General features: G+C 71.5%; 22 protein-coding genes. 17 read left to right on the forward strand and 5 right to left on the reverse strand.

Going from position 1 to position 23,793, the window contains the following annotated elements:
* The first annotated feature begins 4 nt into the window (after positions 1 to 4).
* The 9 genes from ACP15J_RS10585 to ACP15J_RS10625 all read left to right on the forward strand — a co-directional run bounded on the left by ACP15J_RS10585 (position 5) and on the right by ACP15J_RS10625 (position 8,142).
* Positions 5 to 1,060: a permease gene (locus ACP15J_RS10585; RefSeq protein ID WP_424936954.1), complete on the forward strand. Its 1,056-nt coding sequence runs from the start codon at positions 5 to 7 to the stop codon at positions 1,058 to 1,060.
* A complete protein-coding gene (locus tag ACP15J_RS10590; protein WP_424936955.1) occupies positions 1,053 to 1,898 on the forward strand; it encodes a TIGR03943 family putative permease subunit in 846 nt (281 codons plus the stop codon). The genes ACP15J_RS10585 and ACP15J_RS10590 overlap by 8 nt, the downstream gene beginning before the upstream one ends.
* A complete protein-coding gene (locus ACP15J_RS10595; RefSeq protein WP_424936956.1) occupies positions 1,888 to 3,690 on the forward strand; it encodes a hypothetical protein in 1,803 nt (600 codons plus the stop codon). Before ACP15J_RS10590 ends, ACP15J_RS10595 begins: the two co-directional genes overlap by 11 nt.
* Positions 3,666 to 4,415 (forward strand): DNA-3-methyladenine glycosylase, encoded by a 750-nt coding sequence (locus tag ACP15J_RS10600; RefSeq protein ID WP_424980933.1) that lies wholly within the window; start codon positions 3,666 to 3,668, stop codon positions 4,413 to 4,415. The genes ACP15J_RS10595 and ACP15J_RS10600 overlap by 25 nt, the downstream gene beginning before the upstream one ends.
* Before the next feature lie 143 nt (positions 4,416 to 4,558).
* The gene (gene rpmB / locus ACP15J_RS10605) at positions 4,559 to 4,795 is read left to right on the forward strand and encodes a 50S ribosomal protein L28 (protein WP_424936958.1); all 237 of its coding nucleotides are present in this window, start codon (positions 4,559 to 4,561) and stop codon (positions 4,793 to 4,795) included.
* The gene (gene rpmG, locus ACP15J_RS10610; protein ID WP_046014935.1) at positions 4,795 to 4,965 is read left to right on the forward strand and encodes a 50S ribosomal protein L33; all 171 of its coding nucleotides are present in this window, start codon (positions 4,795 to 4,797) and stop codon (positions 4,963 to 4,965) included. The genes rpmB and rpmG overlap by 1 nt, the downstream gene beginning before the upstream one ends.
* Positions 4,966 to 4,967: 2 nt before the next feature.
* Positions 4,968 to 5,273 carry a 30S ribosomal protein S14 gene (rpsN, locus tag ACP15J_RS10615; RefSeq protein WP_424936959.1) on the forward strand — a complete coding sequence of 102 codons (306 nt, stop codon included), beginning with the start codon at positions 4,968 to 4,970 and terminating at the stop codon, positions 5,271 to 5,273.
* Between the two features lie 325 nt (positions 5,274 to 5,598).
* Positions 5,599 to 5,886, forward strand: coding sequence for an HU family DNA-binding protein (locus tag ACP15J_RS10620; protein ID WP_045250850.1), 288 nt, complete (start codon positions 5,599 to 5,601; stop codon positions 5,884 to 5,886).
* A gap of 117 nt (positions 5,887 to 6,003) precedes the next feature.
* Entirely contained in the window at positions 6,004 to 8,142 is a 2,139-nt protein-coding gene (locus tag ACP15J_RS10625) for a cytochrome c oxidase assembly protein (RefSeq protein WP_424936960.1), read from the forward strand.
* Positions 8,143 to 8,292: 150 nt separating this feature from the next.
* On the opposite strand, the gene ACP15J_RS10630 is transcribed toward ACP15J_RS10625, so the two are convergent.
* On the reverse strand, positions 8,293 to 9,372 hold the full coding sequence (locus tag ACP15J_RS10630) for a hypothetical protein (RefSeq protein ID WP_424936961.1): 1,080 nt from the start codon (positions 9,370 to 9,372) through the stop codon (positions 8,293 to 8,295).
* A 129-nt stretch (positions 9,373 to 9,501) separates the two neighbouring features.
* On the opposite strand from ACP15J_RS10630, the gene ACP15J_RS10635 reads away from it, so the two are divergent.
* Positions 9,502 to 10,893: an ATP-dependent DNA helicase gene (locus ACP15J_RS10635; RefSeq protein WP_424936962.1), complete on the forward strand. Its 1,392-nt coding sequence runs from the start codon at positions 9,502 to 9,504 to the stop codon at positions 10,891 to 10,893.
* A 36-nt stretch (positions 10,894 to 10,929) separates the two neighbouring features.
* Here the strand turns inward: ACP15J_RS10635 and ACP15J_RS10640 are convergent, their stop codons facing one another.
* Together ACP15J_RS10640 and ACP15J_RS10645 are read right to left on the reverse strand one after the other, a co-directional pair.
* Positions 10,930 to 11,577: a heme oxygenase (biliverdin-producing) gene (locus tag ACP15J_RS10640; protein WP_424936963.1), complete on the reverse strand. Its 648-nt coding sequence runs from the start codon at positions 11,575 to 11,577 to the stop codon at positions 10,930 to 10,932.
* An 89-nt stretch (positions 11,578 to 11,666) separates the two neighbouring features.
* A complete protein-coding gene (locus tag ACP15J_RS10645; protein WP_424936964.1) occupies positions 11,667 to 11,975 on the reverse strand; it encodes a DUF2470 domain-containing protein in 309 nt (102 codons plus the stop codon).
* A gap of 210 nt (positions 11,976 to 12,185) precedes the next feature.
* On the opposite strand from ACP15J_RS10645, the gene ACP15J_RS10650 reads away from it, so the two are divergent.
* From ACP15J_RS10650 to ACP15J_RS10665, 4 genes are all read left to right on the forward strand, one after another.
* Positions 12,186 to 13,451, forward strand: a complete 1,266-nt coding sequence (locus ACP15J_RS10650; RefSeq protein ID WP_424936965.1) for a serine hydrolase domain-containing protein — start codon at positions 12,186 to 12,188, stop codon at positions 13,449 to 13,451.
* Between the two features lie 163 nt (positions 13,452 to 13,614).
* A complete protein-coding gene (locus ACP15J_RS10655; protein ID WP_424936966.1) occupies positions 13,615 to 15,819 on the forward strand; it encodes a hypothetical protein in 2,205 nt (734 codons plus the stop codon).
* Between the two features lie 185 nt (positions 15,820 to 16,004).
* Positions 16,005 to 17,981: an acyltransferase family protein gene (locus tag ACP15J_RS10660; RefSeq protein WP_424936967.1), complete on the forward strand. Its 1,977-nt coding sequence runs from the start codon at positions 16,005 to 16,007 to the stop codon at positions 17,979 to 17,981.
* Positions 17,982 to 18,090: 109 nt separating this feature from the next.
* Positions 18,091 to 19,452, forward strand: a complete 1,362-nt coding sequence (locus ACP15J_RS10665) for a cation:proton antiporter (protein WP_424936968.1) — start codon at positions 18,091 to 18,093, stop codon at positions 19,450 to 19,452.
* Positions 19,453 to 19,517: 65 nt separating this feature from the next.
* Here the strand turns inward: ACP15J_RS10665 and ACP15J_RS10670 are convergent, their stop codons facing one another.
* The gene (locus tag ACP15J_RS10670; protein ID WP_424936969.1) at positions 19,518 to 19,937 is read right to left on the reverse strand and encodes a hypothetical protein; all 420 of its coding nucleotides are present in this window, start codon (positions 19,935 to 19,937) and stop codon (positions 19,518 to 19,520) included.
* 40 nt (positions 19,938 to 19,977) lie between these two features.
* Positions 19,978 to 20,739 carry a GntR family transcriptional regulator gene (locus ACP15J_RS10675; RefSeq protein WP_424936970.1) on the reverse strand — a complete coding sequence of 254 codons (762 nt, stop codon included), beginning with the start codon at positions 20,737 to 20,739 and terminating at the stop codon, positions 19,978 to 19,980.
* A 129-nt stretch (positions 20,740 to 20,868) separates the two neighbouring features.
* Here ACP15J_RS10675 and ACP15J_RS10680 point away from each other — a divergent pair, with 129 nt between their 5' ends.
* The 3 genes from ACP15J_RS10680 to ACP15J_RS10690 all read left to right on the forward strand — a co-directional run bounded on the left by ACP15J_RS10680 (position 20,869) and on the right by ACP15J_RS10690 (position 23,698).
* Positions 20,869 to 21,786, forward strand: coding sequence for a sugar phosphate isomerase/epimerase family protein (locus tag ACP15J_RS10680; protein ID WP_424936971.1), 918 nt, complete (start codon positions 20,869 to 20,871; stop codon positions 21,784 to 21,786).
* Between the two features lie 42 nt (positions 21,787 to 21,828).
* A complete protein-coding gene (gene iolG, locus ACP15J_RS10685) occupies positions 21,829 to 22,836 on the forward strand; it encodes an inositol 2-dehydrogenase (RefSeq protein WP_424936972.1) in 1,008 nt (335 codons plus the stop codon).
* Between the two features lie 133 nt (positions 22,837 to 22,969).
* Positions 22,970 to 23,698, forward strand: a complete 729-nt coding sequence (locus tag ACP15J_RS10690; RefSeq protein WP_424936973.1) for a hypothetical protein — start codon at positions 22,970 to 22,972, stop codon at positions 23,696 to 23,698.
* Positions 23,699 to 23,793: the final 95 nt, after the last annotated feature.

A 23,793-nucleotide genomic window follows, 5' to 3' on the forward strand; every position in this document is an offset into this window, starting at 1 on the left:
CGGAGTGACGGACACCGCCGCCGCGCGCCGCGCGCCCGCCGCTGCGCGCCCGCCGCATCGCACGGAGCCGCCGCGACGCGGTCGCTCCACGGGCATCGCCGTTCTCGTCGGCGTGCTGGCGGTCGGAGCGCTCGTCGCGATCGACCTCCTCGTCCCGTCGCTCTTCTCCGCCCGCCTCCCGACCAGGGCGCAGGACGGGCTGACGCTGGCGTTGAGCGTGCTCTTCGAGGCGCTGCCGTTCGTCGTGCTCGGCGTCGTGCTGTCCATCGTCGTGCAGGTGTGGCTGCCGCCCGGACTCATCGAGCGCGTGCTTCCCTCCCGCGGCTGGGCGCGTCGCGCCGTGCTGTCGCTCCTCGGCATGCTCATTCCCGTGTGCGAGTGCGGGAACGTGCCGTTCGCCCGCGGTCTCATGATGCGCGGCCTCGCGCCTGCCGAGGCGCTGACCTTCCTGATGGCGGCCCCGATCGTCAACCCGATCGTCATCCTCACCACCCACGCCGCATTCGGCTGGGACGGCTGGATCCTCGTCTCCCGTCTCGTCGGCGGCTATCTGATCGCGAACCTCATCGGCTGGATCTACAGCAGGCATCCCTCGCCGGACGCGCTGCTCACCTCGCACTTCCGCGACACCTGCGACCAGGTGACTCACGAGCACGGTACCCCCATGCGCCGGAGCCTCGTGCAGTTCCTCGTCGAGCTGCGCGCGGTGATGCCGGCGCTGGTGATCGGATCCGCGCTCGCCGGGGCGGTGCAGGTGCTCGTGCCGCGCGACGCGCTGCTGTCGATCGGGTCGAACCCGGTGCTCTCGATCGTCGCGATGATCGCGCTGGCGATCACGGTGGCGATCTGCTCCAACGTCGACGCCTTCTTCGCACTGTCCTTCGCGTCGACCTTCTCGCCCGGCGCGATCGTCGCCTTCCTCCTGGTTGGCCCGCTCGTGGACATCAAGATGATCGCACTGCTGCGCACGACGTTCCGCGCCCGCGTCCTCGTCCTGATCACGGGCGTCGTGATCCTTGCCGCCTTCGCCATCGGGATCGGGGTGAACGTCCTTGGCTGACCGTTCGGAGGGGCGTCGCGGGACGCTGGGCGCGGTGGGAACCCGCTGGCTGGGCGTCGGGCTCGCGTCCGTGCTCTCGGTGGTCACCCTCGTGCTGGGACTGACCGGGCGCCTCACGCTCTACATCAGCCCGGAGACGGTGGTGTTCGCCTGCATCGCCGCCGTGGTGACGCTCGTCGGCGCGGTCTGGTCCTTCGTCCTTCCGCTCGGGGCCGAGCAAGACCACGGGCATGATCACGGCGACGCGCGCGCCACCGCCGGCGGCGACGGCCACGGCGTGGCTCAGGTCCGGCTCCCGCGGCCAGGCCGGCTCTCCGCGCGACGCATCGCCGGGACGACGGTGGCCGTCGTCGGCGGCGTGATCGCGACCGGCGTGGTCGGCGGCGCTCTGCTCCTGCCGCCCGCCTCGTTGTCCGTGCAGCTCGCGATGTCGCGCGATCCCGGGTCCGACGTGCTCTTCGCGGGGGCCGACAGGGTCGCGCTCGGCACCGCCACTGACACGAGCGCGTTCGGGATCGGCGACTGGGCGAGCGTCTTCGCGAGCTCCTCGCGGCCCGAGACGTACGACGGGACGTCTGTCACGCTGACCGGCTTCCTCACCCCGGCGGGCGACGCGAAGGACCAGGCCCGCCTCACGCGGCTGGTGATCACGCACTGCGTGATCGACGCCCAGCCGGCCGCGGTGCCGGTCGAGATCGTCGGCTGGCAGGACGACTACGCCGTCGGCCAGTGGGTGGAGGTCACCGGGACGGTCCGCGCGGCGGGGAAGGGTGCGCTGCAGGTCGAGCCGACCGACGTGAAGCGGATCGACGAGCCGGGGGATCCGTATGAGCACTGACGATGCGAACGCGACGCCCGACCGCCCGATGACACGGGCGGAGGCGCGCGCCCTGCGCGCCGCGGCGGAGGCTGCCGCGGCGGCCGAGTCCGCAGCAGCCGAGTCCCATCCGGTGGAGGAGGGATCGGACGGCCTCGCCTCGCCTGGCCTGGCCGATCCACGATCCCTCGAGCCGCGGCCTGCGGTCGAGCTCGGATCTGCGGGAGTTGCAGTCCCCGAACCCGCTCCGGCCACTGACCCTGACCCTGACCCTGGCCCCGAGCCCGAGCCCGAGCCCGAGCCCGAGCCCGAGCCCGAGCCCGAGCCCGTCGTGGCGCCCACGACCGCGCGGGAGGAGCGTCCGGGGCGTCGGCGGCGCCGTGACGATCCGGCGCGCTCCTACCCCGGTTTCGGCGAGGGCGGGGAGCACGAGGCGGGTCGTCCCCGCTCGCCGCGGCGTTTCGCGCTCCTCGTGGGCGGCGTCGTGACGGCGCTCGTTCTGGTCATCGCGGGACTGAGCGCCCTGAGCCTGACGCAGGGCCCCCGGGTCAGCGCCGCGAAGATCGATCCGGCGGCCGCGATCGACTCCTCCGGCTCTCGTCTGGTGCTCACGGCCAACGAGCCGCTCGCCGAGGTCGATCCGTCGCAGGTCACGGTCGAGCCGGCGGTTCCGTTCACCGTCGACACCGCCGGCCGAGGGGTCGGCATCCGGTTCACGGTGCCACTGGACGACCAGACCGAGTACACGGTGCAGGTGCGCGACGTCGAAGGGACCCAGGGCGGGCCGAAGGGGACGCTGCGCGCGACCTTCAGCACGCCCGCCTCGCGGATCTTCCTCCTGCAGCGCACCGTCGACGGCGATGACACGATCTTCCGCACCGACCTCACCGGCGAGAAGGCGGTGCCGGTCTTCCGGCATGCGCAGATCACGGACTTCCGCGCGACCACCGACCGCCTCGTGGTGGCCACGGAGGACGACGGCCAGTCGCAGCTCCTGGTCATGGACATGGACGGCACCGATCAGCGCACCCTCCCGCTCCCCGCGGAGGGCTTCATCTCCATGCTCCAGGTGTCCGATCGCGGAGGGCTGGTCGGCTACACGTTCACCGACAAGAAGCTCGACGCCACGAGCGGACGGGCGAGCGTGCTCGTCACGCAGTCGATCCGCGGCGGCGACGAGCCGGTCATCGAGACGGTCGGCGACAGGATGCCGAGCACCGCCGACTGGTACTTCGTGCCCGACAGCGCGGCCGTGCTGTTCATCGACTTCACCGGCGCGCTCTACGTCGACGATCGCTCCGGAGACGCGGGTCCGACCTCGCTCGGCCTCGCCCGGTCCATCCAGGGGGTCTCGCGGGGCACGTACACTGCCGTGGTCGAGCGTGCGACGGGCCTGGTGGACCTCGATCTCGCGAACGGGTCCGAGCAGCCGCTCGCGGCGTCGGTGCCGGACATGGGCTTCCCCACCGCCATCGTCCCGTACCCCGGCGGCACGCTCCGGCACATCGTCTCGCGGAACGCGGCCGGCCTCCCCGACGGCCAGTCGATCGCACGCGTGGGCGACGACGGCGCGGCGGCCACGTTGTTCTCCGTACCGGCCGGTGACTCGATCATGCAGTTCTGCCCGTCTCCGAGCGGTCAGTACACGGCGATCGTCGTCGCCCCCCACCTCGTCGACAACCCCTACGACCGGTCGCTCCTCCCGCTGCCCGAAACCATGCAGACCCATCTGCTCGACACGAAGACGGGCAAGGAGAAGGTCGTGCTGACCGGGTTCGACGCCTCCTGGTGCTCGATGGGCCCGCGCCGGTGACCTCGGAGCCCGCACTGCGTCGCGCGACGAGGAATGACCTCGCCGGTCTTCCCGCGGAGGTCGCGCCCTTCCTGCTGGGCGCGCGGCTGCGCACGGTCCTGGACGGGGAAGAGGTGCGCATCCGGATCACCGAGGTCGAGGCCTATCACGGCCAGGGCACGGGCCCGATCGCCGATCCGGGCTCGCACGCGCGGATGGGCCGGACGGCGCGGAACGCGACGATGTGGGGGGAACCGGGGCATCTGTACGTGTATCTGAGCCATGGCATCCACTCGTGCGTCAACGTGGTCTGCGGGCCCGAGGGCGTCGCGGGCGGTGTGCTCCTGCGAGCGGGTGAGGTCGAGCTCGGTGTGGAGGCCGCGGCGCGGCGCCGTCGCATGACCGTGCCGGTTCCCGGCGAAGGCGTCCGCGGCGTGTTCCGGGATCTGGCCCGCGGGCCCGGCCGGTTCGGCCAGGCCTCGGGGCTGCGGCATCCGGTGCACGACGGGATCGACGCGGTGGGTTCGGGGGAGAAGGCCGGCGCCGTGGCTGAGCTGTGGCTGGACGATCCTCGCGACGACGTCGCCCGTGGCCCTCGGGTCGGGGTCGCGGGGGTCGCGGGCACCGCGGCGTTCCCCTGGCGGTTCTGGATCGACGGCGACCCGACGGTGTCCCCGTTCCGCTGGGGACGCGGGGCGGCCGACGCCGCCCGCGAGAGGCCCGGTCCGCCTGCCGTGCTAGACTGACTCTTTGTCTGCGCACGCTCCTGTGTGCAGTTCGTCCCCTTTCCCGCATGCGAGCCGGCCGAGACCGGTCTCGGAGCGTGTGAGGGGGCAGACAAGGGATCTTGGGTGGGGCCGTCCGGCCTCACGGTAATGAAGGAGTCATCATGGCAGCTGTGTGCCAGGTGACCGGTGCTGTTCCCGGCTTCGGTCACAACATCTCGCACTCGCACCGCCGGACGAAGCGCCGCTTCGACCCGAACGTGCAGAAGAAGACCTACTACGTGCCCTCGCTCGGCCGGAAGGTCACCCTGAACGTGTCCGCAAAGGGCATCAAGGTGATCGATGCCCGTGGCATCGAGAACGTGGTCAAGGACCTCCTTGCGAAGGGTGTGAAGCTCTAATGGCGAAGAAGGCTCAGGACGTCCGTCCGATCATCAAGCTGCGCTCGACGGCGGGGACCGGTTACACCTACGTGACCAAGAAGAACCGCCGCAACACCCCCGACCGCCTCGTGCTGAAGAAGTACGACCCGGTGGTCCGCAAGCACGTCGAATTCCGCGAGGAGCGTTAATCATGGCGAAGAAGAGCAAGATCGCCCGCAACCAGCAGCGTCAGGCTGTCGTCGACCGCTACGCGGAACGTCGCGCCGAGCTGAAGAAGGCCCTGGTCGACCCCGCCTCGACCGACGAGCAGCGCGAGGCCGCCCGTGTGGGCCTGCAGAAGCTGCCGCGCAACGCGTCGCCGGTGCGTCTCCGCTCGCGCGACGTCATCGACGGCCGTCCCCGTGGCGTGCTCACGAAGTTCGGCATCTCGCGTGTCCGCTTCCGTGACATGGCTCACCGGGGCGAGCTGCCGGGCGTGACCAAGTCGAGCTGGTAAGCAGCAGCTGACACGGAAAGGGGCGGGGATCTTCGGATCCTCCGCCCCTTTCCGTGTCCTGTGACGGATCGGCGGGTGTCGTGGCCATATCCGGCGGGAGCGCGCGGGACCGGGAGAGAGCCCCGGAGGCCCCCGCGGCGCCCGATCTGTGACAAAAGTGACGGATGTGACGCGACACGCCACCCCAAAACGGGAAAACCCGCGATATGACGCGGAAATCCGGCCACTGCTTGGTACATTCGAGGCGGTCGTTCGACCAACGGGGGGCATGAGCCCTCCGGTACTTCACGAACAAGCGACGAGACGTTCGTCGCTGGAGGATGACATGGCTGACAAGTCCATCACCAAGACCGAGCTCGTCGCGAGCATCGCCAGCGCCACCGGCCAGAGCCAGGCTGCCGTCTCCGGCGTGCTCGACGCTCTGTTCGCCACGGTCTCGGACGCTGTTGCCAAGGGCAGCAAGGTCTCGATCCCGGGCTGGATCTCGTTCGAGCAGGTCGCGACCGCCGCCCGCACGGGCCGCAACCCGCAGACCGGCGCCGAGATCAAGATCCCGGCCGGCAAGCGTGTCAAGGTGACCGCCGGTTCCAAGCTGAAGGCCGCCGTCAAGTAAGACGTCCCGCCGCGAAGGCCGTCTCTCCTCACGGAGGGGCGGCCTTCGGCGTTCGGCGCGCAGGCAGGAGGCGGCGGGCGCTCAGGAGAACCCGATCGGCCCGCCTAGGCTGGAACCGTGACCCGAACCGCGTTTCCGCCCGTGACGACCAGCGCCGCCGTCGCTCGCGTCGCGGGTCCGGCGATCCTTCTCCTCGCCGCTCTGATCGCCCTCTTCCTCGCGATCGCGTTCGGCGGAGCGGCCGCACCGCAGGCGATCGGCGACCCCGGCCCCTTCGTGCGTTGGGGCCTGCCGGTGGTCAAGCTGATCAGCAACCTCGGCGGCGCGGTCATGCTCGGCGCGCTCGTCCTCGCGCTGTTCGGACTGCGCAGCGGCACCCGATCCTTCGACGCGGCCCTGGACACCACCTCGATCGGCGCCGCCGTCTTCACGCTCTCCTCGGCCGCGGCGGCGTTCCTCACCTTCGTCCGCTCCTTCCCGGTCCAGGTGAACGCGGGGCCGGAGTTCGGCGCCCAGTTCGGTCGATTCCTCATCGAGCTCGATCTGGGGCGCGCCTGGCTCCTCACCGTCCTCGCCGGCGCCGTCATCACGATCGCCGCGTTCGCCTTCCGGACGTGGACGCCCACGCTCCTTCTCGGCATCCTCGCGGGCGCGTCCTTCATCCCGTTGGCCACGCAGGGGCACTCGGGCGACCTGTCCGGTCACACCGCGGCGGTGAACTCGATCCTTCTCCACGTCCTCGGCGCGGCCGTCTGGCTGGGCGGGCTCGTGCTCCTCATCGTGCTCCGCGGCACGCGCACGGAGCTCGTCGGCGCGGAGGGCTCCCCGGCACGCCCCGCCGAGGAGAAGAGGACGAAGCGCGAGCGTGCGGCATCCTCCAGGGTGCAGGAGGACGACGCGCGGCCTGTCTCGTTCCCCGACCTGCTGCGCCGTTACTCCACGATCGCGCTGGTCGCCTACATCGTCGTCGCGGTGTCCGGTGTCGCCCGGTCGATCGTCGCCCTCGGCGGCTGGGACGCGCTCTGGACGCCGTACGGCACGATCGTCGTCGTCAAGGCCGTCCTGCTCCTCGCGCTCGGCATCTTCGGGGCCTGGTACCGCCTGCGCCTGATCCCCCGGATCGACCGCGCCGAGCAGTCTGGCGCCCGCGCCCGCGCCTCCCGTCTGTTCTGGGCCCTCGTGCTCGCCGAGCTCGCGCTGATGGGCCTCGCCTCGGGCGCGGCGGCAGCGCTCGCGCGCACGCCGCCGCCGACGGGGACCGAGCCTCCGGCGGTGCGCACGCCGGCCGAGATCCTCACCAAGTCGTCGCTGCCGCCGGAGTTCACCCTGGACCGGTGGTTCACGCAGTGGAACATCGATCTCATCTGGCTTCTCGTCGCCCTCTTCGGGACGTTCTTCTATCTCGCCGGCGTCGGCCGGCTGCGACGCCGGGGCGACGCCTGGCCGATCCATCGCACGGTCTTCTGGGTGCTCGGCATGCTCATGCTCATCTGGGTCACCGGCGGACCGATCAACGCCTACCAGGAGTTCCTCTTCAGCGCGCACATGCTCGGGCACATGATGCTGTCGATGGCGGTCCCGCTCCTGCTCGTCGCCGGCGCCCCGGTGACGCTCGCCCTTCGCGCGCTCGACAGGCGCGATGATGGCACGCGTGGGGCGCGGGAGTGGATCCTGTGGGGCGTGCACTCGCCGTTCTCGAGGGTCGTGACCAACCCGTTCGTCGCGGCGGCGCTCTTCGTGCTCTCGCTCTGGGCGTTCTACTTCACCGACCTCGTGCGCTGGGCGATGAAGGACCACATCGGTCACGAGTGGATGACCATCCACTTCCTCATCACCGGATACCTGTTCGTGCTCAGCCTCATCGGGGCCGACCCTGTGCCGAGGCGCCTGCCGTACCCCGGCCGTCTCATCACGCTCATCGCCGTGATGGCCATGCACGCGTTCTTCGGCATGGCCATCATGATGCAGTCGGGTCTGATGGTCGCCGAGTGGTACGGGTCCATGGGACGGACGTGGGGGCCGACGCCGCTGCAGGACCAGTACATCGGGGGAGGGATCGCCTGGTCCATCGGCGAGATCCCCACGCTGATCCTGGCCATCACCGTCGCGATCCAGTGGAGCCGCAGCGACGCGCGCGCCGAACGCCGCCGGGACCGCCACGCCGATCGCACGGGAGACGCCGAGCTCGTCGAGTACAACGCCCGGCTGGCGGCCCTCGCTGAGCGGGACCGCCAGGACGCGGCCCGCGGGCGCTGACGCACGGGCCTCCTGCGGAGCTCGTCGAGTACAACGCCCGGCTGGCGGCCCTCGCCGAGCGGGACCGCCAGGACGCGGCCCGCGGGCGCTGACGCACGGGCCTCCTGCGCCGCGGGCCGACCTGCGCCACGGGTCGGCCCGCGGCGCAGGTCAGGACGTCGTGCCCGGCGGGTCCGGCGTGCCCACGCTGATCGACGCCGAGCCGTCGGGCTGCACGACGATCGTGCCGTCGATGCGGAAGGGGACGTCCTGGTCGACCTCGCGCACAGAGCCGTCATAGAGGGACTGGATGCTCACGGAGATGTGCGCGGTCGCGGGAGTGGGCGGGATGCGCCAGTCCGCGCCGTCCGGCTCGACGGTGACCGTGGGCATCGTCACGATCGTCCAGACGGGCTCGTCGACGATCCGGTTGTGCACAGACAGGCCGAAGGGGCAGGCGGTGGGCTGGAGGACCTTCTGCGTCGCGCACTGGCCCAGGAAGTCGTCGACCTTCTGCTGCACGACCTTCACGAACGCGGCCGTCGGCTGAGCCTGAACCTCCACGGGGACCACGGCCGCGGGGGCGTCGGCGAGGACGCTGACCCCCTTCGTCTCGGCGATCGCGGTGTCGATCCCCAGCGTGTAGAGGCCGGGGGAGAACACGAGCATCGGCACGGGCGTGAGCGCGGGGGACTGGGCGCCGCCGGCGGCGATCTGCCGGCGGTCCAGCTCGAACGCGTTCACGGAGAATTGCTCGGATCCGCGCAGGGTGAGGCTGACGACGGCGAGCGGGCTCTGCGCGAAGCGCCAGCTCGGAGCGACGCCGATCCAGCCCTCCTGTCGCACCCGGAAGGTTGTGCTCCCTCGATGACCGCCCGCCGTGTAGCGAGCGGTGACGAGGGCCTCCCCGCCCTCCGTTCCCGCGTCCTCCACGGTCACGTCTGTCAACGGTGCGAGCGCCGCCTGCCGGAGCAGGGCGTCGGTCGCATCGGCGGGGATGTCGGTCGTGCCGAGGGCGGTGCGGTCGAGGGCGACACCGGGAACCCGCAGTGCGTCCGCTGCGCGCCCGGCGGCGAGCAGGTCGAGATAGCTCTGCACGAACGCGGCCGGGCTGTAGAACTGCCGGTACAGCGCGGCCCCGCCTGCGCCGAGGATCGCGGCGAGCACCAGGGCGATGACCGCGAGCAGAGCCAGGTCCGGCCAGAGCCGGGCACGTCGGAGCCTCAGGCGGACCCGACGCGGCTGCTCCATGCGCGCCAGTCTAGGGATCGGGCCTGTGTCGATGCCGAACGGGGCCGAGCGCGAGTCGTGGGGCTGGCCGTGGAGCACTCGCGGATGCGATCGGGGCGGCCGGGGCGTGCCGGTCGTACGATGGTGGCGATGAGCCTTCCCGCCCTGTCCGCCGAGCAGCAGGAGCTGTTCCGCCTGATCGAGGACACGCGCGAGCACGTCTTCATCACCGGACGTGCGGGGACGGGCAAGTCCACCCTCCTCCAGCACTTCGCCTGGAACACGTCGAAGCAGATCGCCGTGTGCGCGCCCACCGGCGTCGCGGCGCTGAACGTCGAGGGCCAGACGATCCACTCGCTGTTCCGCCTGCCGATCGGTCTCATCGCCGACGCGGAGCTCGATCAGTCGGACGCCACCCGCCGCATCCTCAACGCGATCGACACGCTCGTCATCGACGAGGTCTCGATGGTCAACGCGGACCTCATGGACGGGATCGACCGGGCGCTCCGGCAGGCCCGCGGTCGCCGGGGGGAGCCGTTCGGCGGAGTCCAGGTCGTCATGTTCGGCGATCCCTACCAGCTCGCTCCTGTGCCGCCGCGGGGCGACGAGCTGCGCTATGTGCGGGACCACTACCGCTCCTTCTGGTTCTTCGACGCCAAGGTCTGGGCTGGCGAGTCCGGTGCCGACGACGGCCTCATCGACATCGGACGGCACGGTGCGGACCTCCATGTGCGCGAGCTCGTGCAGATCCACCGGCAGGCGGACGACGGGTTCAAGGCCATGCTCAACGCGGTGCGGTACGGGCGGGTGACGGCGGAGATCGCCGGCGTGCTCAACGCGGCGGGGGCTCGGACGCCGCCGGAGCCGGAGCCGGGAGAGACGCCGATCATCACCCTCGCGACGCGCAACGACATCGTCAACGGGATCAACCGCCGCCACCTCGCCGCCCTCCCGGGGCGGGAGCAGACGGCGAAGGCGGAGGTGAACGGCGACTTCGGCCGAGGCGAGGCGAACTACCCGGCCGACACGGAGCTCAAGCTCAAGGTCGGGGCGCAGGTGATGTTCCTCCGCAACGACGTGTCCGCGCAGGGCGAGCCGCCCCGCTGGGTGAACGGCACGATCGGGACCGTGACCCGCATCATGGGCGGCACCGTGCGGGTGGAGATCGACGGCGAGGATGTCGAGGTCGAGCCTGCGGTATGGGAGAGGTTCCGCTACGCGTACAACCCGGGGACGAAGACGCTCAGCCGCGAGGTCGTTGCCGAGTTCACCCAGTTCCCGTTGCGGCTCGCCTGGGCGGTGACGATCCACAAGTCGCAGGGGAAGACCTACGACCGCGCGATCGTCGACCTCGGTTCAGGGGCCTTCGCGCCGGGCCAGACCTATGTCGCGCTCTCCCGGCTGACCTCGCTCGACGGGCTCTATCTCTCCCGGGCGCTGCGTCCGAGCGACATCAGGGTGGACCCCGACGTGACCCGCTTCATGCGCGCCGCCTGGGAGGCGCGCCAGGCATCGACGCCCGTGCTCCCTCGGGGCGTCTGACTGCCGGACGACCGGCGCCATGCCTTCCGGATCGGCTCAGGCGACCCGGCGCACCTGATCGAGCTCCTCGAAGAGCTCCGTATTGAAGCGATAGGCGAGGAGGACCTCGTCGATCACCCGCTCGCGCTCGGCCTCGTCCCAGGGGGCGGCGTCCAGCTGTTCGCGGTAGACGTCCTTGAACGCCTTGGGGTCGGCGATGTCGTCGAAGAGGTAGAAGCCCACGCCGTTGGTCTCGAACCCGAAGCGCCGCTGCATGACCCGGCCGATGAACAGGCCGCCGGAGAGGTCACCGAGGTAACGCGTGTAGTGATGGGCGACGAACCCGCCGGCCCAGGTCGCGCCGACCTGTCGGATGCGGTCGACGTAGCGCCGTGTCGTGGTGAGAGGGGCGATACGCTCGCGCCAGTCCTCGCCGACGAGGAACTCCAGATCCGCCTCGAGGGCGGGGAGCCGGGTGAGCTTGTCGCTGAGGAAGACCGCGGCGACGGGGTCGTTGCGCATCCTCTCGCCCGCGGTCTCCAGGGCCTCGTAGATGAAGTAGTGCTGGGCGACGAGCGAGATGTAGTCCTCACGCGAGCCCTCGCCCTTGAGCAGATCCGCCATGAAGCCCGCGTGCTCGCTGCGGGAGTGCGAGCCGGAAGAGCGCTCCCGGAGCGCCGCGGAGAAGGAGAGGACGTCAGCCATGCGCCCAGTGTAAGGGTTGCCTAACTTCTCGCGCGAGTCGATTCGGCGGATTCGAAGCGGCCGGGACCCCGGCGCCGGTGGACTGCGGCTCAGTCGTGGGGGCGAGGCGTCACGCCGAGCGTGGCGCAGGCGGCGTCGTAGAGCGCCACGACCTCGCGCCGGACCGCCGGTCGTTCCGTGATCGGACCGCCCGGCCAGGCCACGCGGATCTCCGTGGTCCGGCCCGCGGTGTCCGTGACCTGCCACCGGCCCCCGTCGCCGTCGAACCCGGTCATGACCGCGGCCATGGCGTCGGGAGCGCCGAAGGCGCGAGCGATGAGCAGGTTGTCGTCGACGTGGTCGCCGTTCATGTGACGGAGCACGGCGACGACGACGTCGTCGGCGAAGGGACTGGGCATGCGACTCACTCTACGCGGACGCCTCCCGCCGGAGACGAACGCGGCCGGAGGCGGCCTTCGCGCCCGCCGGCGGAGGATCCGTTGACGGGCGGTGCCGGAATCATCCCCTCGGATGACGGATCGGCGGGCTGCGCCCCCTAGACTCAGGGGTGAGTCCAGGGGGGTTTGAGGTTGCCCGTATTTGCATCGCGCCGTACGCGCATCGCGGCAGTGGGAGCGCTCACCGCCGCCCTCCTTCTCAGCGGCTGCTCCGGCCCGAGCGGGGCGACCTCCTACACTCCGCCGACCCAGGCGGAGGGCTCCCTGCCGAAGGACATGCAGGGAGAGCTCACGGACGCGGTGACGCGGGCCATGGCGGCCACCGGGTCGTCCGGCGCGATCGTCGGGGTCTGGGCGCCGTGGAGCGGCTCCTGGGTCGAGGGGCTCGGCACGGTCGCGCACGGTGAGGAGAAGCCGGTCACCACGGACATGTCGTTCCGGATCGGCGACGTCACGCGCATGATGACCTGCGACGTGCTCTACGCCCTGGTCGACCGCGGCGTCGTGAAGCTCGACGATCCGGTGACCGACTACGTGGCCGGGATCCCCAACATGTCCGACGTGACGCTCCTGAACCTCTGCAACGGCACCTCGGGCCTCGGGTCGTCCAAGGAGACGACGCTCGGCGCCTACCTCGGCAACCCCACGCGAGAGTGGTCGCCCAAGGCCCTCGCCAGCTACGGGATCGAGCGGGGCAGGACCGCCCCCGGCCTGTCGTATCGGGACTCCGACGCGGCCTACCTCCTCCTCGGCGTGGCCTTGGAGCGGGCGTCGGGCACCCCGGCGGCGGACCTCATCGCCACGTACGTCACGGACCCGCTCGGACTGTCCCGAACCCGCCTGCCGGAGGTGGCCCCGTCCGCCCCCGACACCGGCGGGCCCGTGCTGAAGGGGTCCTACGTGCCCAAGGGGCCTGCCGGCTACGACTGCGCGGCGCCCGTCGACATCACGGTGAGCTCGTCGAGCATCGGCTTCACCGACGCCGGCGTGGTCTCCACCATCGAGGACCTGGGGCGATACGCGCAGGCGGACGCCCGGCAGGCGCTGCGTCTGAAGAAGGAGCCGAACCGGTTCGGCTCCCCGCTCCCCGCGGTCAAGGACGGCCCGTCCTGGTACCAGGCCACCGGCGGCGCCTACCTAGTGGGGTCGATGATCGGCCAGCAGGGATGGGCGCCGGGCTACCTCACCGCCGCCTACTCGGACCCCGCCAGCGGGTTCACCGTCGCCGTCGTGCTCAACGGCTCGTCGGCGACCTCGACCTCCGCGGGCTTCCTCGCGTGGGAGCTCGCGGCGATCGCCTCCAAGGCGCCGCCGGCCGAGGGGCAGACGGCTCCGGAGTTCGCGCTTCCCTTCACCGCGGAGCGATACCGCACCGAGGGGGCGGGGCTCGCGATCTGCCCCCTTCCGCCGGCGGAGCCCGCGGCCGAGAACGGCTGATCTCCTCGACCTCTCCCGCTGTTCGCGGCGGGAAGGTTGCAATCGGGGTGCATCCAGGGTGTGTTTCGCTCCTCGCCCCTGTTTCGCCGTGCCCTTCCGGCAGCATTCTGACCGTATCGCGCGCTGCGCGGTCGTCGCGCACGATTGTCGAAGGAGAACGTCCATGCTCGAACGGTTCATCGGACGCGTCGCCGCGTCCCGGCCGAAGGCCGACGGGAGGCGGCTCGTCCTCGGGGCGAAGCGCCGTCGTGGACCGCTCGCCGCGGTGCTGGCCGCCGCGCTGCTGACGAGCGCGCTGGGCGGCGTTGCCCTGACCACCGCTCCGGCCGCGACAGCCGCCAGCACGCAGGGCTGCGGATACGCCGACAGCTCCGCGAACAACGGCCGGTACGCCGGCGCCATCTGCTGGTTCGACTTCGGGTCCTTCAACGAGGCGACGGCACGGAGCGCGGCCGGTCAGCCGATGAGCGTCACCCTCTCGGGCGGGTACACCGCCACCTTCACGGTCAGGGTCACCGACGTGGCGGGCACCAGCCGGATGAGCATCCTTCCCCGGGATACGCCGGTGGAGACCCGGTTCGCCTTCGGCACCGACGCGTACCGCGGGATCCCCGGCTCCCCCGTGCTCTACAGCCAGGCGGCCCCGGCCGGGACCAAGGGCGGGAAGCTGTCCTTCTCCGACATCAAGGTGGTCGACTCTGCCGGAACGCCCATGACCGGCTACTCGTTCGTCGCCGTGGACGCCGAGGACAACGTCGCGAACGAACTGTTCTGGTGGAGCTCGGACAAGCCGATCACCGAGATCGAGCGGCTCGCGCCGAACGGAGGCTGGGGCTGCAAGAGCCCGACCGGCCTCGGCACGACCACCGTCGCCTGCGCCGGCACCGGCGCAGGCTCGACGACGACCGAAGGCGGCAAGTCCACCGCCCTCCTCATCGCCGCCAACACCCCCTCGACGTTCTCCACGCAGTGGCAGACCGCGGCCCAGTCCGGTATCGCCATCGGCATCCAGACCGCCCGCCTCACGCTGAACAAGACCGTCACCGACCGGGTGGCCGCCGGCGACTCCTTCGCCCTGGCGATCGACTCGCCGGACGACACGACCGTCGCCACGGCGAGCACCGGCACGGCGAACACCGCCACGACCGGCTCGATCAGTGTCCTGCCACGCGTCGGCGGAAGCGGGGTGTTCACGCTGAGCGAGGCGGCGGAGGGGTCCTCCTCGCCGCTCAGCGGATACAGCCAGGCGTGGTCGTGCACCAACACCACGACCGGCTCCACGACCCCGCTCCCCACGGGCACGGGCACGACCAAGAGCGTCACCCCCATGATCGGCGACGACATCTCCTGCACGATCACGAACACGGCGATCCCGGTCCCCCGGCTGTCGGCGTGGAAGACCGTCGTCGCCTCAGACCGGCCGCTGCGTCCGGGATCGACCCTGACCTACACGCTGCACTTCGCGAACACCGGCACCGCGCCGGCGCCGGTGGACAAGGTCGACGACCTCACCCAGGCGATCGACGACGCGACCGTCACCACCCCGCCGACGGCGTCCAGTCGCGACCTGCAGGTCACGGGGTTCGGAGCCGACCATCGGTCCCGCATCACCGGCACCGTGCCGGTCGGCGCGACCGTGACGGCGACCTACACGCTCACGGTGAAGCCCAGCGGCCAGCTCGGCGACGGGGTCGCGGCGAACTTCCTGCAGGACCCGACGGACGCCGCGCCGACGAGCCCTGCGTGCGCCCCGGCCGACCCTCGTCAGCCCGACTGCACCGTGAGCCGTATCGGCGACCTGGAGGTGTCGAAGAGCGTCGACCCCGACACCGGCACCATCGTGTCCTCCGGTGACACCCTGCGGTACACCCTCTCGTTCGAGAACGTCGGCGGCGGCCCCGTCGCGGTCGACCACACCGATCACCTGGCCAAGGTCCTCGACGACGCGACGGTCGCCTCGGCCCCCGCCTCCTCGGACGAGGCGTTGACCGTCTCCGAGATCGCGGACGGGGCGTTCGCCGTCACCGGCACCCTGGCCGCAGGGCAGAGGGTCGCCGTGACCTACGAGATCAAGGTCAAGCCGTACGCAGAGCAGGGCGACCATGCGCTCGAGAACCATCTCGCCGCGACCGGGACCGCTCCGGCGAGCGCGTGCGTTGCGACCGACCAGCTGTGCACCCGCAACCTGATCGGGGCGCCGGTCCCGCCTCCGGCCGGGCCGAAGGCTCCTGAGGGTCCGAAGGCGCCGGCGCTGGCGGCCACCGGCAGTGACCTCGGCGGTCCCGCGGCAGGGCTGGCGTTGCTCCTGATGGCGATCGGCGGCACCGTCCTGGCTCTCCGCCGCCGCACGGCCGGGCCGCAGCGGTAGCTACGGTGAGCGGGCGGGCCGGTGAGGATCCTCGCCGGCCCGCCCCTCCTCGCCGGCGCATGGATCCGGGCAGGCGAGCGGTGCAGGACGGGAAGACAACCGAGGAGACACGGAAACCTCCCCGGCTTCCGGAGGCGGCCCTCGGAGCCGCGCATCGGTCCTCCTCACTCCCCTAGGGTGACGCTGTGGCCGCCGGAGAAGAACCTCGACGAGACTCGACGCACCCCGCGCGGAGGCCCGGCTTCCGTCCCGACATCAACGGCCTCCGCTCACTCGCGATCGTCCCGGTGGTCCTCATCCATGCCGGTGCGACATGGCTCCCTGGCGGATTCGTCGGCGTGGACGTGTTCTTCGTGATCTCGGGTTTCCTCATCATCGGCCACCTCTTCCGTGAGGCCACGAGCGGCAGGATCCGTGTCTTCCGGTTCTGGGCGCGTCGACTGCGCCGGCTGTTCCCGATGCTGGCGCTCGTGACGGTCGTGACGCTCGTCGCCGGTGTGCTCATCCTGTCGCCGCTCGAGCTCCCCGGCCTGGCGGCGCAGTCCGCGGCCACCCTGTTCAGCTTCTCGAACGTGCTCTTCGCCCGCGACGCGACCGACTACTTCGGCCACGACGTGCAGCAGAGCCCGCTGCTGCACACCTGGTCCCTCGGCGTCGAGGAGCAGTTCTACATCGTCATGCCGCTGGTGGTCATCGTGGTCGCGGCGATCGCCGCACGCCGGTGGAGTCTCCGCTCCGTGCTGACCGTCACGCTGCTCCTCGCGTTCGCGGTCTCCCTCGCGGTCTCCGCGGTGCTGTCGTCGCCGTCGCCCTACTGGTCGTTCTACACACTCCCCACCCGGGTGTGGGAGTTCTCCGCCGGAGGGCTCGTCGCCGTCGCCGCGACACGGCTCGCCGTCCCGCGGCCGGTCGCGGCGGGGAGCGTCTGGGCCGGCCTTGCTCTCGTCATCGGCGGCATGTTCCTCATCACCGGCGACATGCCCTTCCCCGGACTGATCGCCCTCGTGCCGGTGGTCGGGACCGCGCTCGTCATCCTCGGCGGGACCGCGGGCGGCATGCCGTCCCGCCTCCTCGCCTCGGCGCCGCTGCAGTGGGTCGGCAGCAGGTCCTACTCCTGGTATCTCTGGCATTGGCCGGTGATCGTGTACGCGACGATCCTCTTCGGGGCGAGCGTGTGGATCGGCCTCGCCGCCGGTCTCGTGAGTCTCGGGCTCGCCGCCGTGACCTCCCGGTTCGTGGAGGACCCTGTGCGGTTCCTCCCCCCTCTCGTGCGCAGCACCGGGGCGACCTACCGCTGGATGGGCGCGGTCGCCGCGGCCGGGGCGCTGGTCGCGGTCGCCGTGCTCGGAGGCGCCTCCGTCGTCGCCCGGTCCGAGCGCGTCGCGCCCTGGGCGGCGGTCTATCAGCAGGGCGCTCCGATCTCCTGCGAGAGCCTGCACGCCGTGTCCGGCGTCGAGTACTGCGTCGGCGGCGCCGTCGACGCGACACGGACGGTGATGGTCGTCGGCGACTCGCACGCCGCCCAGTGGGTGCCCACCGTGTCGACCCTCGGGAGGGCGGAAGGCTTCCGCGTCCTGGTCCGCTCCCTCAACGCCTGTCCGGCCGCCGTGGTGCCGGTGGTGTCCCGCGGCACCACTCCGATGACGGCGTGCGACGAGTTCCACCGAGGCACCGAGGCGCTGCTCTCGGAGCTGAGGCCCGACGTCGTCCTGATCGCGAACTCGAACAGCTATCTTCCCCAGGTCATCGCTCCTGCCGGCACGGAGGCGGAGGCGTGGCGCCTCGGGTACGCGAGACTGGTCGACGCGGCCCAGGCGGCCGGGGCGACGGTCGTCGCGATCGAGGACACCCATCGTCCTGGCTCCGACCCCGCAGTCTGCGTCACGCGCCCGGCCGGCTCGGTGGAGGCGTGCACCCCCGGGCGTGAACAGGCGCTCTCCGAGGTGAGGACCCTGATGGAGGTCGAACGTGAGGTGCAGGCCGCCTCGGGGGTGCGGGCGTTCCGTCCGGTCGAGCAGCTCTGCGGCATCGAGGACTGCGCGATCCTCGCCGACGGGGTCCCCGTGTTCGCCGATCTCAGCCACGTCAGCCCGGCGTGGGCGGCGAGGCAGTCCTCCGCGATCTCGTCGCTGCTCGCCTCCGCGCTCGCGCGTTCCGGCTAGGACGCTCCCGATGTGCGTCTCGGGGGCGGCGGGACGCCCCGGCACGGCGCTACCCTAGCGAGGGGGCCGCGGGCGGCCTCGTTCGCGATCCCCGGGGAAGGAGCCGACAGTGCCGCACATCGTGCTGATCGGTCTTGTCGCGGTGCTGCTCTGGGCCCTCGTCTCCCGCCGGTTCGCGCGCTGGGGCGTTGCCGGCCCGGTGGGGCTCCTGCTGCTCGGCGCGATCGCCGTCCTCCCGGCGACCGACACCTTCCTCGCCACGCTGGACGCGCCGACGACCGAGCCGATCGTGGAGGTCATCCTCGCCCTCCTCCTCTTCGTCGACGCCACCGAGGTGCGTGGCAGCATCTTCGGCGGTGTGGGTCGAGTGATCCTGCGGCTGATCCTCATCGCCCTCCCGCTCTCTCTCGTCCTCGCCGTGGTGGCCGGCGCCTTCCTGATCGACGTCACGAACGTCTTCGTGCTGATCGCCATCGCCTGCGTGGTGATGCCCACCGACTTCGCCCCGGCCGCCCAGCTCCTGCGCTCCCGGCGCCTGCCGGCCCGGGTCCGGCAGATCCTCAACGTGGAGAGCGGGTACAACGACGGCCTCGTCTCGCCGCTGTTCACGATCGCCGTCGCGATCGGCGCGGCGCTCGCCCTGCTTCCGACGTCGAGCTCGTCCGGCGACGACGAGTCCCTCCTCGACGACTTCGGCGACGCCTTCGAGAAGGCGGGGCACGCCGTCGGGCATGCCGTGCCCGCGACCGTCTACGCGATCCTCGTCGGCGCCGCGCTCGGCGCCCTGACCGGCTGGCTCGCCCGGATCGCGCGCGACCGCGACCTCGCTGGCACGGACGGCATCCGGATCGTGATGCTCGCGGTGCCGCTCATCGCTTACGCGATCGCGACCCTCCCCGTGATCGAGGCGAACGGGTTCGTGGCCGCGTTCGTCGCCGGCGTCGCCTACCGGCTCGCCCGGCTCGGACGCGGAGCGTCCGGTGAGGCGCGTGCGATCCCGCACGAGGAGCTCCTGCTGGCCGAGGAGGTCAGCTCGTTCACGGCCATGTTCGTCTGGTTCATCCTGGGCGGGGTCGCGACGGCGGCGATCGTGGGCGGGATCCTCACCTGGCAGATCGTGCTCTTCGCCCTCCTGGCCCTCACGGTGCTGCGGATCGCGCCCGTCTGGCTCTCGCTCCTGGGGAGCCGCATCTCCGGCCGCGATCGCCTCGCCATCGGGGCGATCGGCCCCCGGGGGACGGCGTCGATCGTGTTCGGCCTGCTCGCGTACAACCGATTGGACGAGGGTGACGCCAACGCGGTGCTCGTGGTCACGCTGATCGCGGTGGTGGGCAGCGTCGTCCTGCACGGCTTCGCCGCGCCGTTCCTCCTGCGCCGGCTCTACATGCGCGAGGGCGAGGCCCGGGAAGGGGGAACGGCGGCCCCGGAATCCCCTGCCCGCGTCGGGGGAGCATCCTCCTCGACCGACTGAACCGTGTCGGTCCGGCCGTATCGCGCCGGGCGACCGATGCCGTCGGGCAGCGTGCGAGGCGGAGGTCAGCCCTGCCGCGCGTAGTCGCCGCGGATCAGAGGGACGAGCGCGGCGTCCGCGGGGACGGCGGTGTCGAGCTCCACGGCGAGCCGCGCACCCTCCGTGCGCAAGCGGAGGATCGTGCGGCCACGCTCGGAGCGGCGGTCGAGCACGAGGCTCCCTCCCTCCCATCGCGCGGAGCCGGGGGACTCCGGGACGAACCCTGAGGAGCCGAACCACCAGAAGCCGTCTCCGGCCACGACGCCGTGTGCGACCAGATGGCCGTCGTCCCTGGTCTCGACGTAGTCGAAGACGATCCCGCCGGGGCCCGGCTCGATCGTGAGCGCGCCCCTCGCCTCCCCTGCGGCCGTCCACGCCGTCGCCCTCACCTCTTCGGTGCCGCTCCATTCGCCGAGGAGGGCTGCCAGTCGCGCGTCGGGGGCCATGCCGGCGACGATACCGGTCCGGAGGCTCGGCGGCCAGGCGCTACTTGGCGACGAGGGTGGTCTCGAAGCTGTACATGTCGGGCCGGTAGCAGTGGTTGCCGAACTCGACCGCCCGTCCGCCGCTGTCGAACGCGGTGCGGACCATCGTGAGCACGGGGCCCGTCCTCTCGATGTCGAGGAGCTCGGCCTCGTCGCCGTGCGCGCGCCGGGCCCCGATGCGCTGCGTCGCGATGCGGATCGCCACTCCGCGTCCCCGCAGCACCTGGTAGAGGCCCTGCTTCTCGAGCTGCGCGGTGGTGATGTCGGCGAAGTCCGGGGGGAGGTAGTTCTCGAGCACGGCGACGGGCGTGCCGTCGGTGCTGCGCTGGCGCCGGAGGAAGACCACGTCCGTGCCCTCCGCCAGGCCGAGCTGCTCGGCGACGAGCGCGGTCGCCGGCACGGTCTCGTGCGCGAGGACGCGCGTGCCGGGCTGATGGTGCGTGCTGACCAGGTCCTCGTACAGGCTCGTCAGCTCGACCTGCCGGGTGACCTGCCCCTGGACGACCTGCGTGCCGATGCCCCGCCGGCGCACCAGGAGGCCCTGGTCGACCAGCTCCTGGATCGCGCGGCGGATGGTGGGCCGGGAGAGCCCGAGGCGCTCGCTGATGGAGATCTCGTTCTCCAGGCGCGCCCCGGTCGGGATCACCCCGTCGCGGATCGCCTTCTCCAGCCGGCTCGAGACCTGGTAGTACAGGGGGACGGGTCCGGTGCGATCGAGATCGGCGAAGAGCTCATCGGGCCAGTGCGTCTCATCGCGTGCCACGGGCTCCTCCTTGTGAACCGTCGAGCCAGGTCACGACGATATTACTTTCGGACGGGCGGCGACGGGGACAGGACAAGCCGATCATGTACTATTGTCCGGACATATGTCGATGGCGACGAGGAGAAGCGGATGAACGGGACCATCGCCGGCGCTCCGGTGAGCTTCGGGGTGTTCGAGCTGACCCCCGAGGGGCAGGAGACGATCGGGCCCGACGCGATGCTCGAGACCCTGGCCGACGCGGGCTACGGGGGCGTCGACCTCGGGCCGGAGGGGTTCCTGGGCGAGGGACGGGAGCTGCGCCGCCGGCTGGAGCGCTTCGGGCTCGAGCTGGCCGGCGGGTGGATCCAGCTGCCGTTCAGTGACGACGAGGCGTTCGCCGGGTCGCTCCCGGGCCTTCGCCGGGCGCTCGCCGCGTTCCAGGCGGCGGCCGAGTCGGGACCCGCGCGGCTGCCCAAACCCACCCTCGCCGACGACGGCTCGGCCCTCCGCCGCGCGGCGCCGGGCCGCGGTGCGGAGGTCGATCCGCTGGACGACGCGGCCTGGGGGCGTCTCGTGCGCAACGCCGGCACGGCCGCCGCGATCGTGCGGGAGGCGGGCTTCGAGCCGACCTTCCACCACCATGCTGGGACCTTCGTGGAGGATCCGGATGAGATCGACCGCTTCCTCCGGGAGGTGGATCTCGACCTCACCCTCGACACGGGACACCTCTTCATCGCCGGGGGCGATCCGGTGGACGCGGTCCGTCGCTGGGGTGGCCGGATCAACCATCTGCACGTCAAGGACGTCGACCTCGCCGCCCTCCGCCGCGTGCTCGCCGGAGGCGGCGGCATGCCCGAGGTCTGGTCCGGCGGGGCCTTCGTCTCATTCGGAGCGGGCGACGTGGACCTCGACGGAGTGATGGGCGCGATCGACGCGCGCGGCTTCGACGGCTGGGTCGTGGTGGAGCAGGACGTGCTCAACGGGCCGGGCCTCGCTCTCGACGCCTTCCGCTCCCAGCGCGCCGCCGATCAGCGCACCAACCGCGAGGCGCTGGCCCGCTGGGTCTGAACGCGTCACGGCACGACACGACACGACAAAGGATCGAGAGACATGACCGCGCCCCTCCGCTTCGGCCTCATCGGCACCGGCCGCATCGGCCGCCTCCACGCCGCCAACATCGCCGCGAGCGCCGACACCGTGCTCGCCCGGGTCGCCGACCCGTTCGTGGACGGTGCGCGCGAGACCGTCACGGCATACGGCGGCGTCGCCACCGACTCCGCCGAGGAGCTGCTGCACGCGGGCGATCTGGACGCGGTGCTCGTCGCGTCGCCGACGGCGACCCACGTCGACCTCATCGCGCGGGCGGTGGCTCTGGGGCTGCCGGTGCTGTGCGAGAAGCCGATCGACCTCGACATCTCCCGGGTGGACGCGCTGCGCGAGACGGTGGCCGCGAGCGGCGTGCCGGTGGCGCTCGGGTTCAATCGGCGGTTCGACCCGGCGTTCCGGGAGGTGCGCGCGCGAGTCGTCGCAGGCGAGATCGGCGCTCTGGAGCAGCTCGTCATCGTCAGCCGCGACCCGGCGCCGGCGCCGGCCTCCTACGTCGCCGTCTCGGGCGGGATCTTCCGCGACATGACGATCCACGACCTCGACATGGCCCGCTTCTTCCTTCCCGACATCGTCGAGGTGCACGCGACCGGCTCGGCGCTCTTCGACGACGGCGCGCGGGCCGTCGGCGACTACGACACCGCCGTGGTGACGCTGCGCGCGTCCTCCGGTGCGGTCGTCACGATCGTCAACTCCCGACACAGCGCGACCGGTTACGACCAGCGGCTGGAGGCGTTCGGCGCGCAGGGAGTGCTCCAGGTCGCGAACGCCCCGACGAGCCTGGTCAGCCTCTCCACGGCCGACGCGGTGGAGGCGAAGCCGCCGTATCAGGACTTCTTCCTCGATCGCTACGCGCGCGCCTACGCGGACGAGCTGGCGGACTTCGTCGCGCTGGTCCGCGGCGGCGCGTCGGCCGCGGCGACCTACGAGGACGGCCGCAGCGCCCTCCTCCTCGCTGACGCGGCGACGCGCTCGGCCGCGGAGCGCACGGTCGTCTCGGTCACGCTCGCCTGAGGAGCGCTCCTCCTCATCGAGGACGGCGAGTGCGCGCTGCAGCCGGTCAGGCCAGAGCGCTCGCGGCCGCAGCCCTTCCGTCTCCTCTCCGCCGAGTCGCCTACGATGATTGCATGGCCGCCGGGAGGTACACATGAGCGAGACCACCTCCGGCGCGGAGGCGACAGCGACGTCGCGTGCACGCTCGAGGCGGGTCCCGGCTGTCGCCGTCGCCGCCATCGTCGTCGCCGGCACCGCGATCGCCGTCCCGGCCGTGGTGCAGAGCACGCAGGCCGCCGAGCTGGCTCACTCCCGCGAGCAGTTTGAGGACACGAAGGAGACCCTCGCCGCGGCGGCCGAGGACTACCGTGCGCACCGGAAGGTGGCCGTCGACGTTCACGTCGCGGTCGACGAGGTACTCGCGGTCGTGACCCCGGCGATGATCGACTCGGCGGGTGCGCTCACCGCCCTCGTGGCGGACGGCGACGAACTGAAGAAGCTCCTCACGGCCACCACTCCGAAGGAGGCCGCGACCACCCCGACGGGCAAGACCGCCGCAGCGAACCGTGCAGCGAGCGACGCCATCGACAAGGCTGCTGCAGCGCTCACCGATATGGCCGCGGCGCTGCAGAACACGACCGAGAGGACGATCACGGATCTGCGGAGCCTCGTGGACGCGGCGGCGAAGGCAGGTCCGAGCCTTTCTTTCCCGCAGGCCGGCGCCACCGAGCAGATCGCTCTCGCATGGGCTGTGACCGGCCTGTACGCCACCGCACTCAACACCGTCGAGGACCCCTCGGACATCGCCGCGGGCGGCCGAGACGCGTTGGTCGCATATGCCTCCGCGGTCAACGACGCCGTCGCGTCGCAGGACCCGGGCTAGATCTCCGCGGCGCGCTCGGTCACGCGGATCGTGCGGCTCTGGGCACGAGAACTCCGGACACGCCTGGTCGAGTGGGCAAGCCGGTGCAAGGCTGC

This window comes from Microbacterium sp. S308A+ (assembly GCF_049800815.1).
In the GTDB taxonomy this organism is placed as follows: Bacteria; Actinomycetota; Actinomycetes; order Actinomycetales; family Microbacteriaceae; genus Microbacterium.

Excerpts from the sequence above, each read along its gene's own strand:
- ACP15J_RS10595 (WP_424936956.1), top strand. The coding sequence starts at position 1,888 with ATGAGCACTGACGATGCGAACGCGACGCCCGACCGCCCGATGACACGG.
- rpmB (WP_424936958.1), top strand. The coding sequence starts at position 4,559 with ATGGCAGCTGTGTGCCAGGTGACCGGTGCTGTTCCCGGCTTCGGTCAC.
- rpmG (WP_046014935.1), top strand. The coding sequence starts at position 4,795 with ATGGCGAAGAAGGCTCAGGACGTCCGTCCGATCATCAAGCTGCGCTCG.
- rpsN (WP_424936959.1), top strand. The coding sequence starts at position 4,968 with ATGGCGAAGAAGAGCAAGATCGCCCGCAACCAGCAGCGTCAGGCTGTC.
- ACP15J_RS10620 (WP_045250850.1), top strand. The coding sequence starts at position 5,599 with ATGGCTGACAAGTCCATCACCAAGACCGAGCTCGTCGCGAGCATCGCC.
- ACP15J_RS10630 (WP_424936961.1), bottom strand. The coding sequence starts at position 9,372 with ATGGAGCAGCCGCGTCGGGTCCGCCTGAGGCTCCGACGTGCCCGGCTC.
- ACP15J_RS10635 (WP_424936962.1), top strand. The coding sequence starts at position 9,502 with ATGAGCCTTCCCGCCCTGTCCGCCGAGCAGCAGGAGCTGTTCCGCCTG.
- ACP15J_RS10640 (WP_424936963.1), bottom strand. The coding sequence starts at position 11,577 with ATGGCTGACGTCCTCTCCTTCTCCGCGGCGCTCCGGGAGCGCTCTTCC.
- ACP15J_RS10645 (WP_424936964.1), bottom strand. The coding sequence starts at position 11,975 with ATGCCCAGTCCCTTCGCCGACGACGTCGTCGTCGCCGTGCTCCGTCAC.
- ACP15J_RS10655 (WP_424936966.1), top strand. The coding sequence starts at position 13,615 with ATGCTCGAACGGTTCATCGGACGCGTCGCCGCGTCCCGGCCGAAGGCC.
- ACP15J_RS10670 (WP_424936969.1), bottom strand. The coding sequence starts at position 19,937 with ATGGCCCCCGACGCGCGACTGGCAGCCCTCCTCGGCGAATGGAGCGGC.
- ACP15J_RS10680 (WP_424936971.1), top strand. The coding sequence starts at position 20,869 with ATGAACGGGACCATCGCCGGCGCTCCGGTGAGCTTCGGGGTGTTCGAG.
- iolG (WP_424936972.1), top strand. The coding sequence starts at position 21,829 with ATGACCGCGCCCCTCCGCTTCGGCCTCATCGGCACCGGCCGCATCGGC.
- ACP15J_RS10690 (WP_424936973.1), top strand. The coding sequence starts at position 22,970 with ATGAGCGAGACCACCTCCGGCGCGGAGGCGACAGCGACGTCGCGTGCA.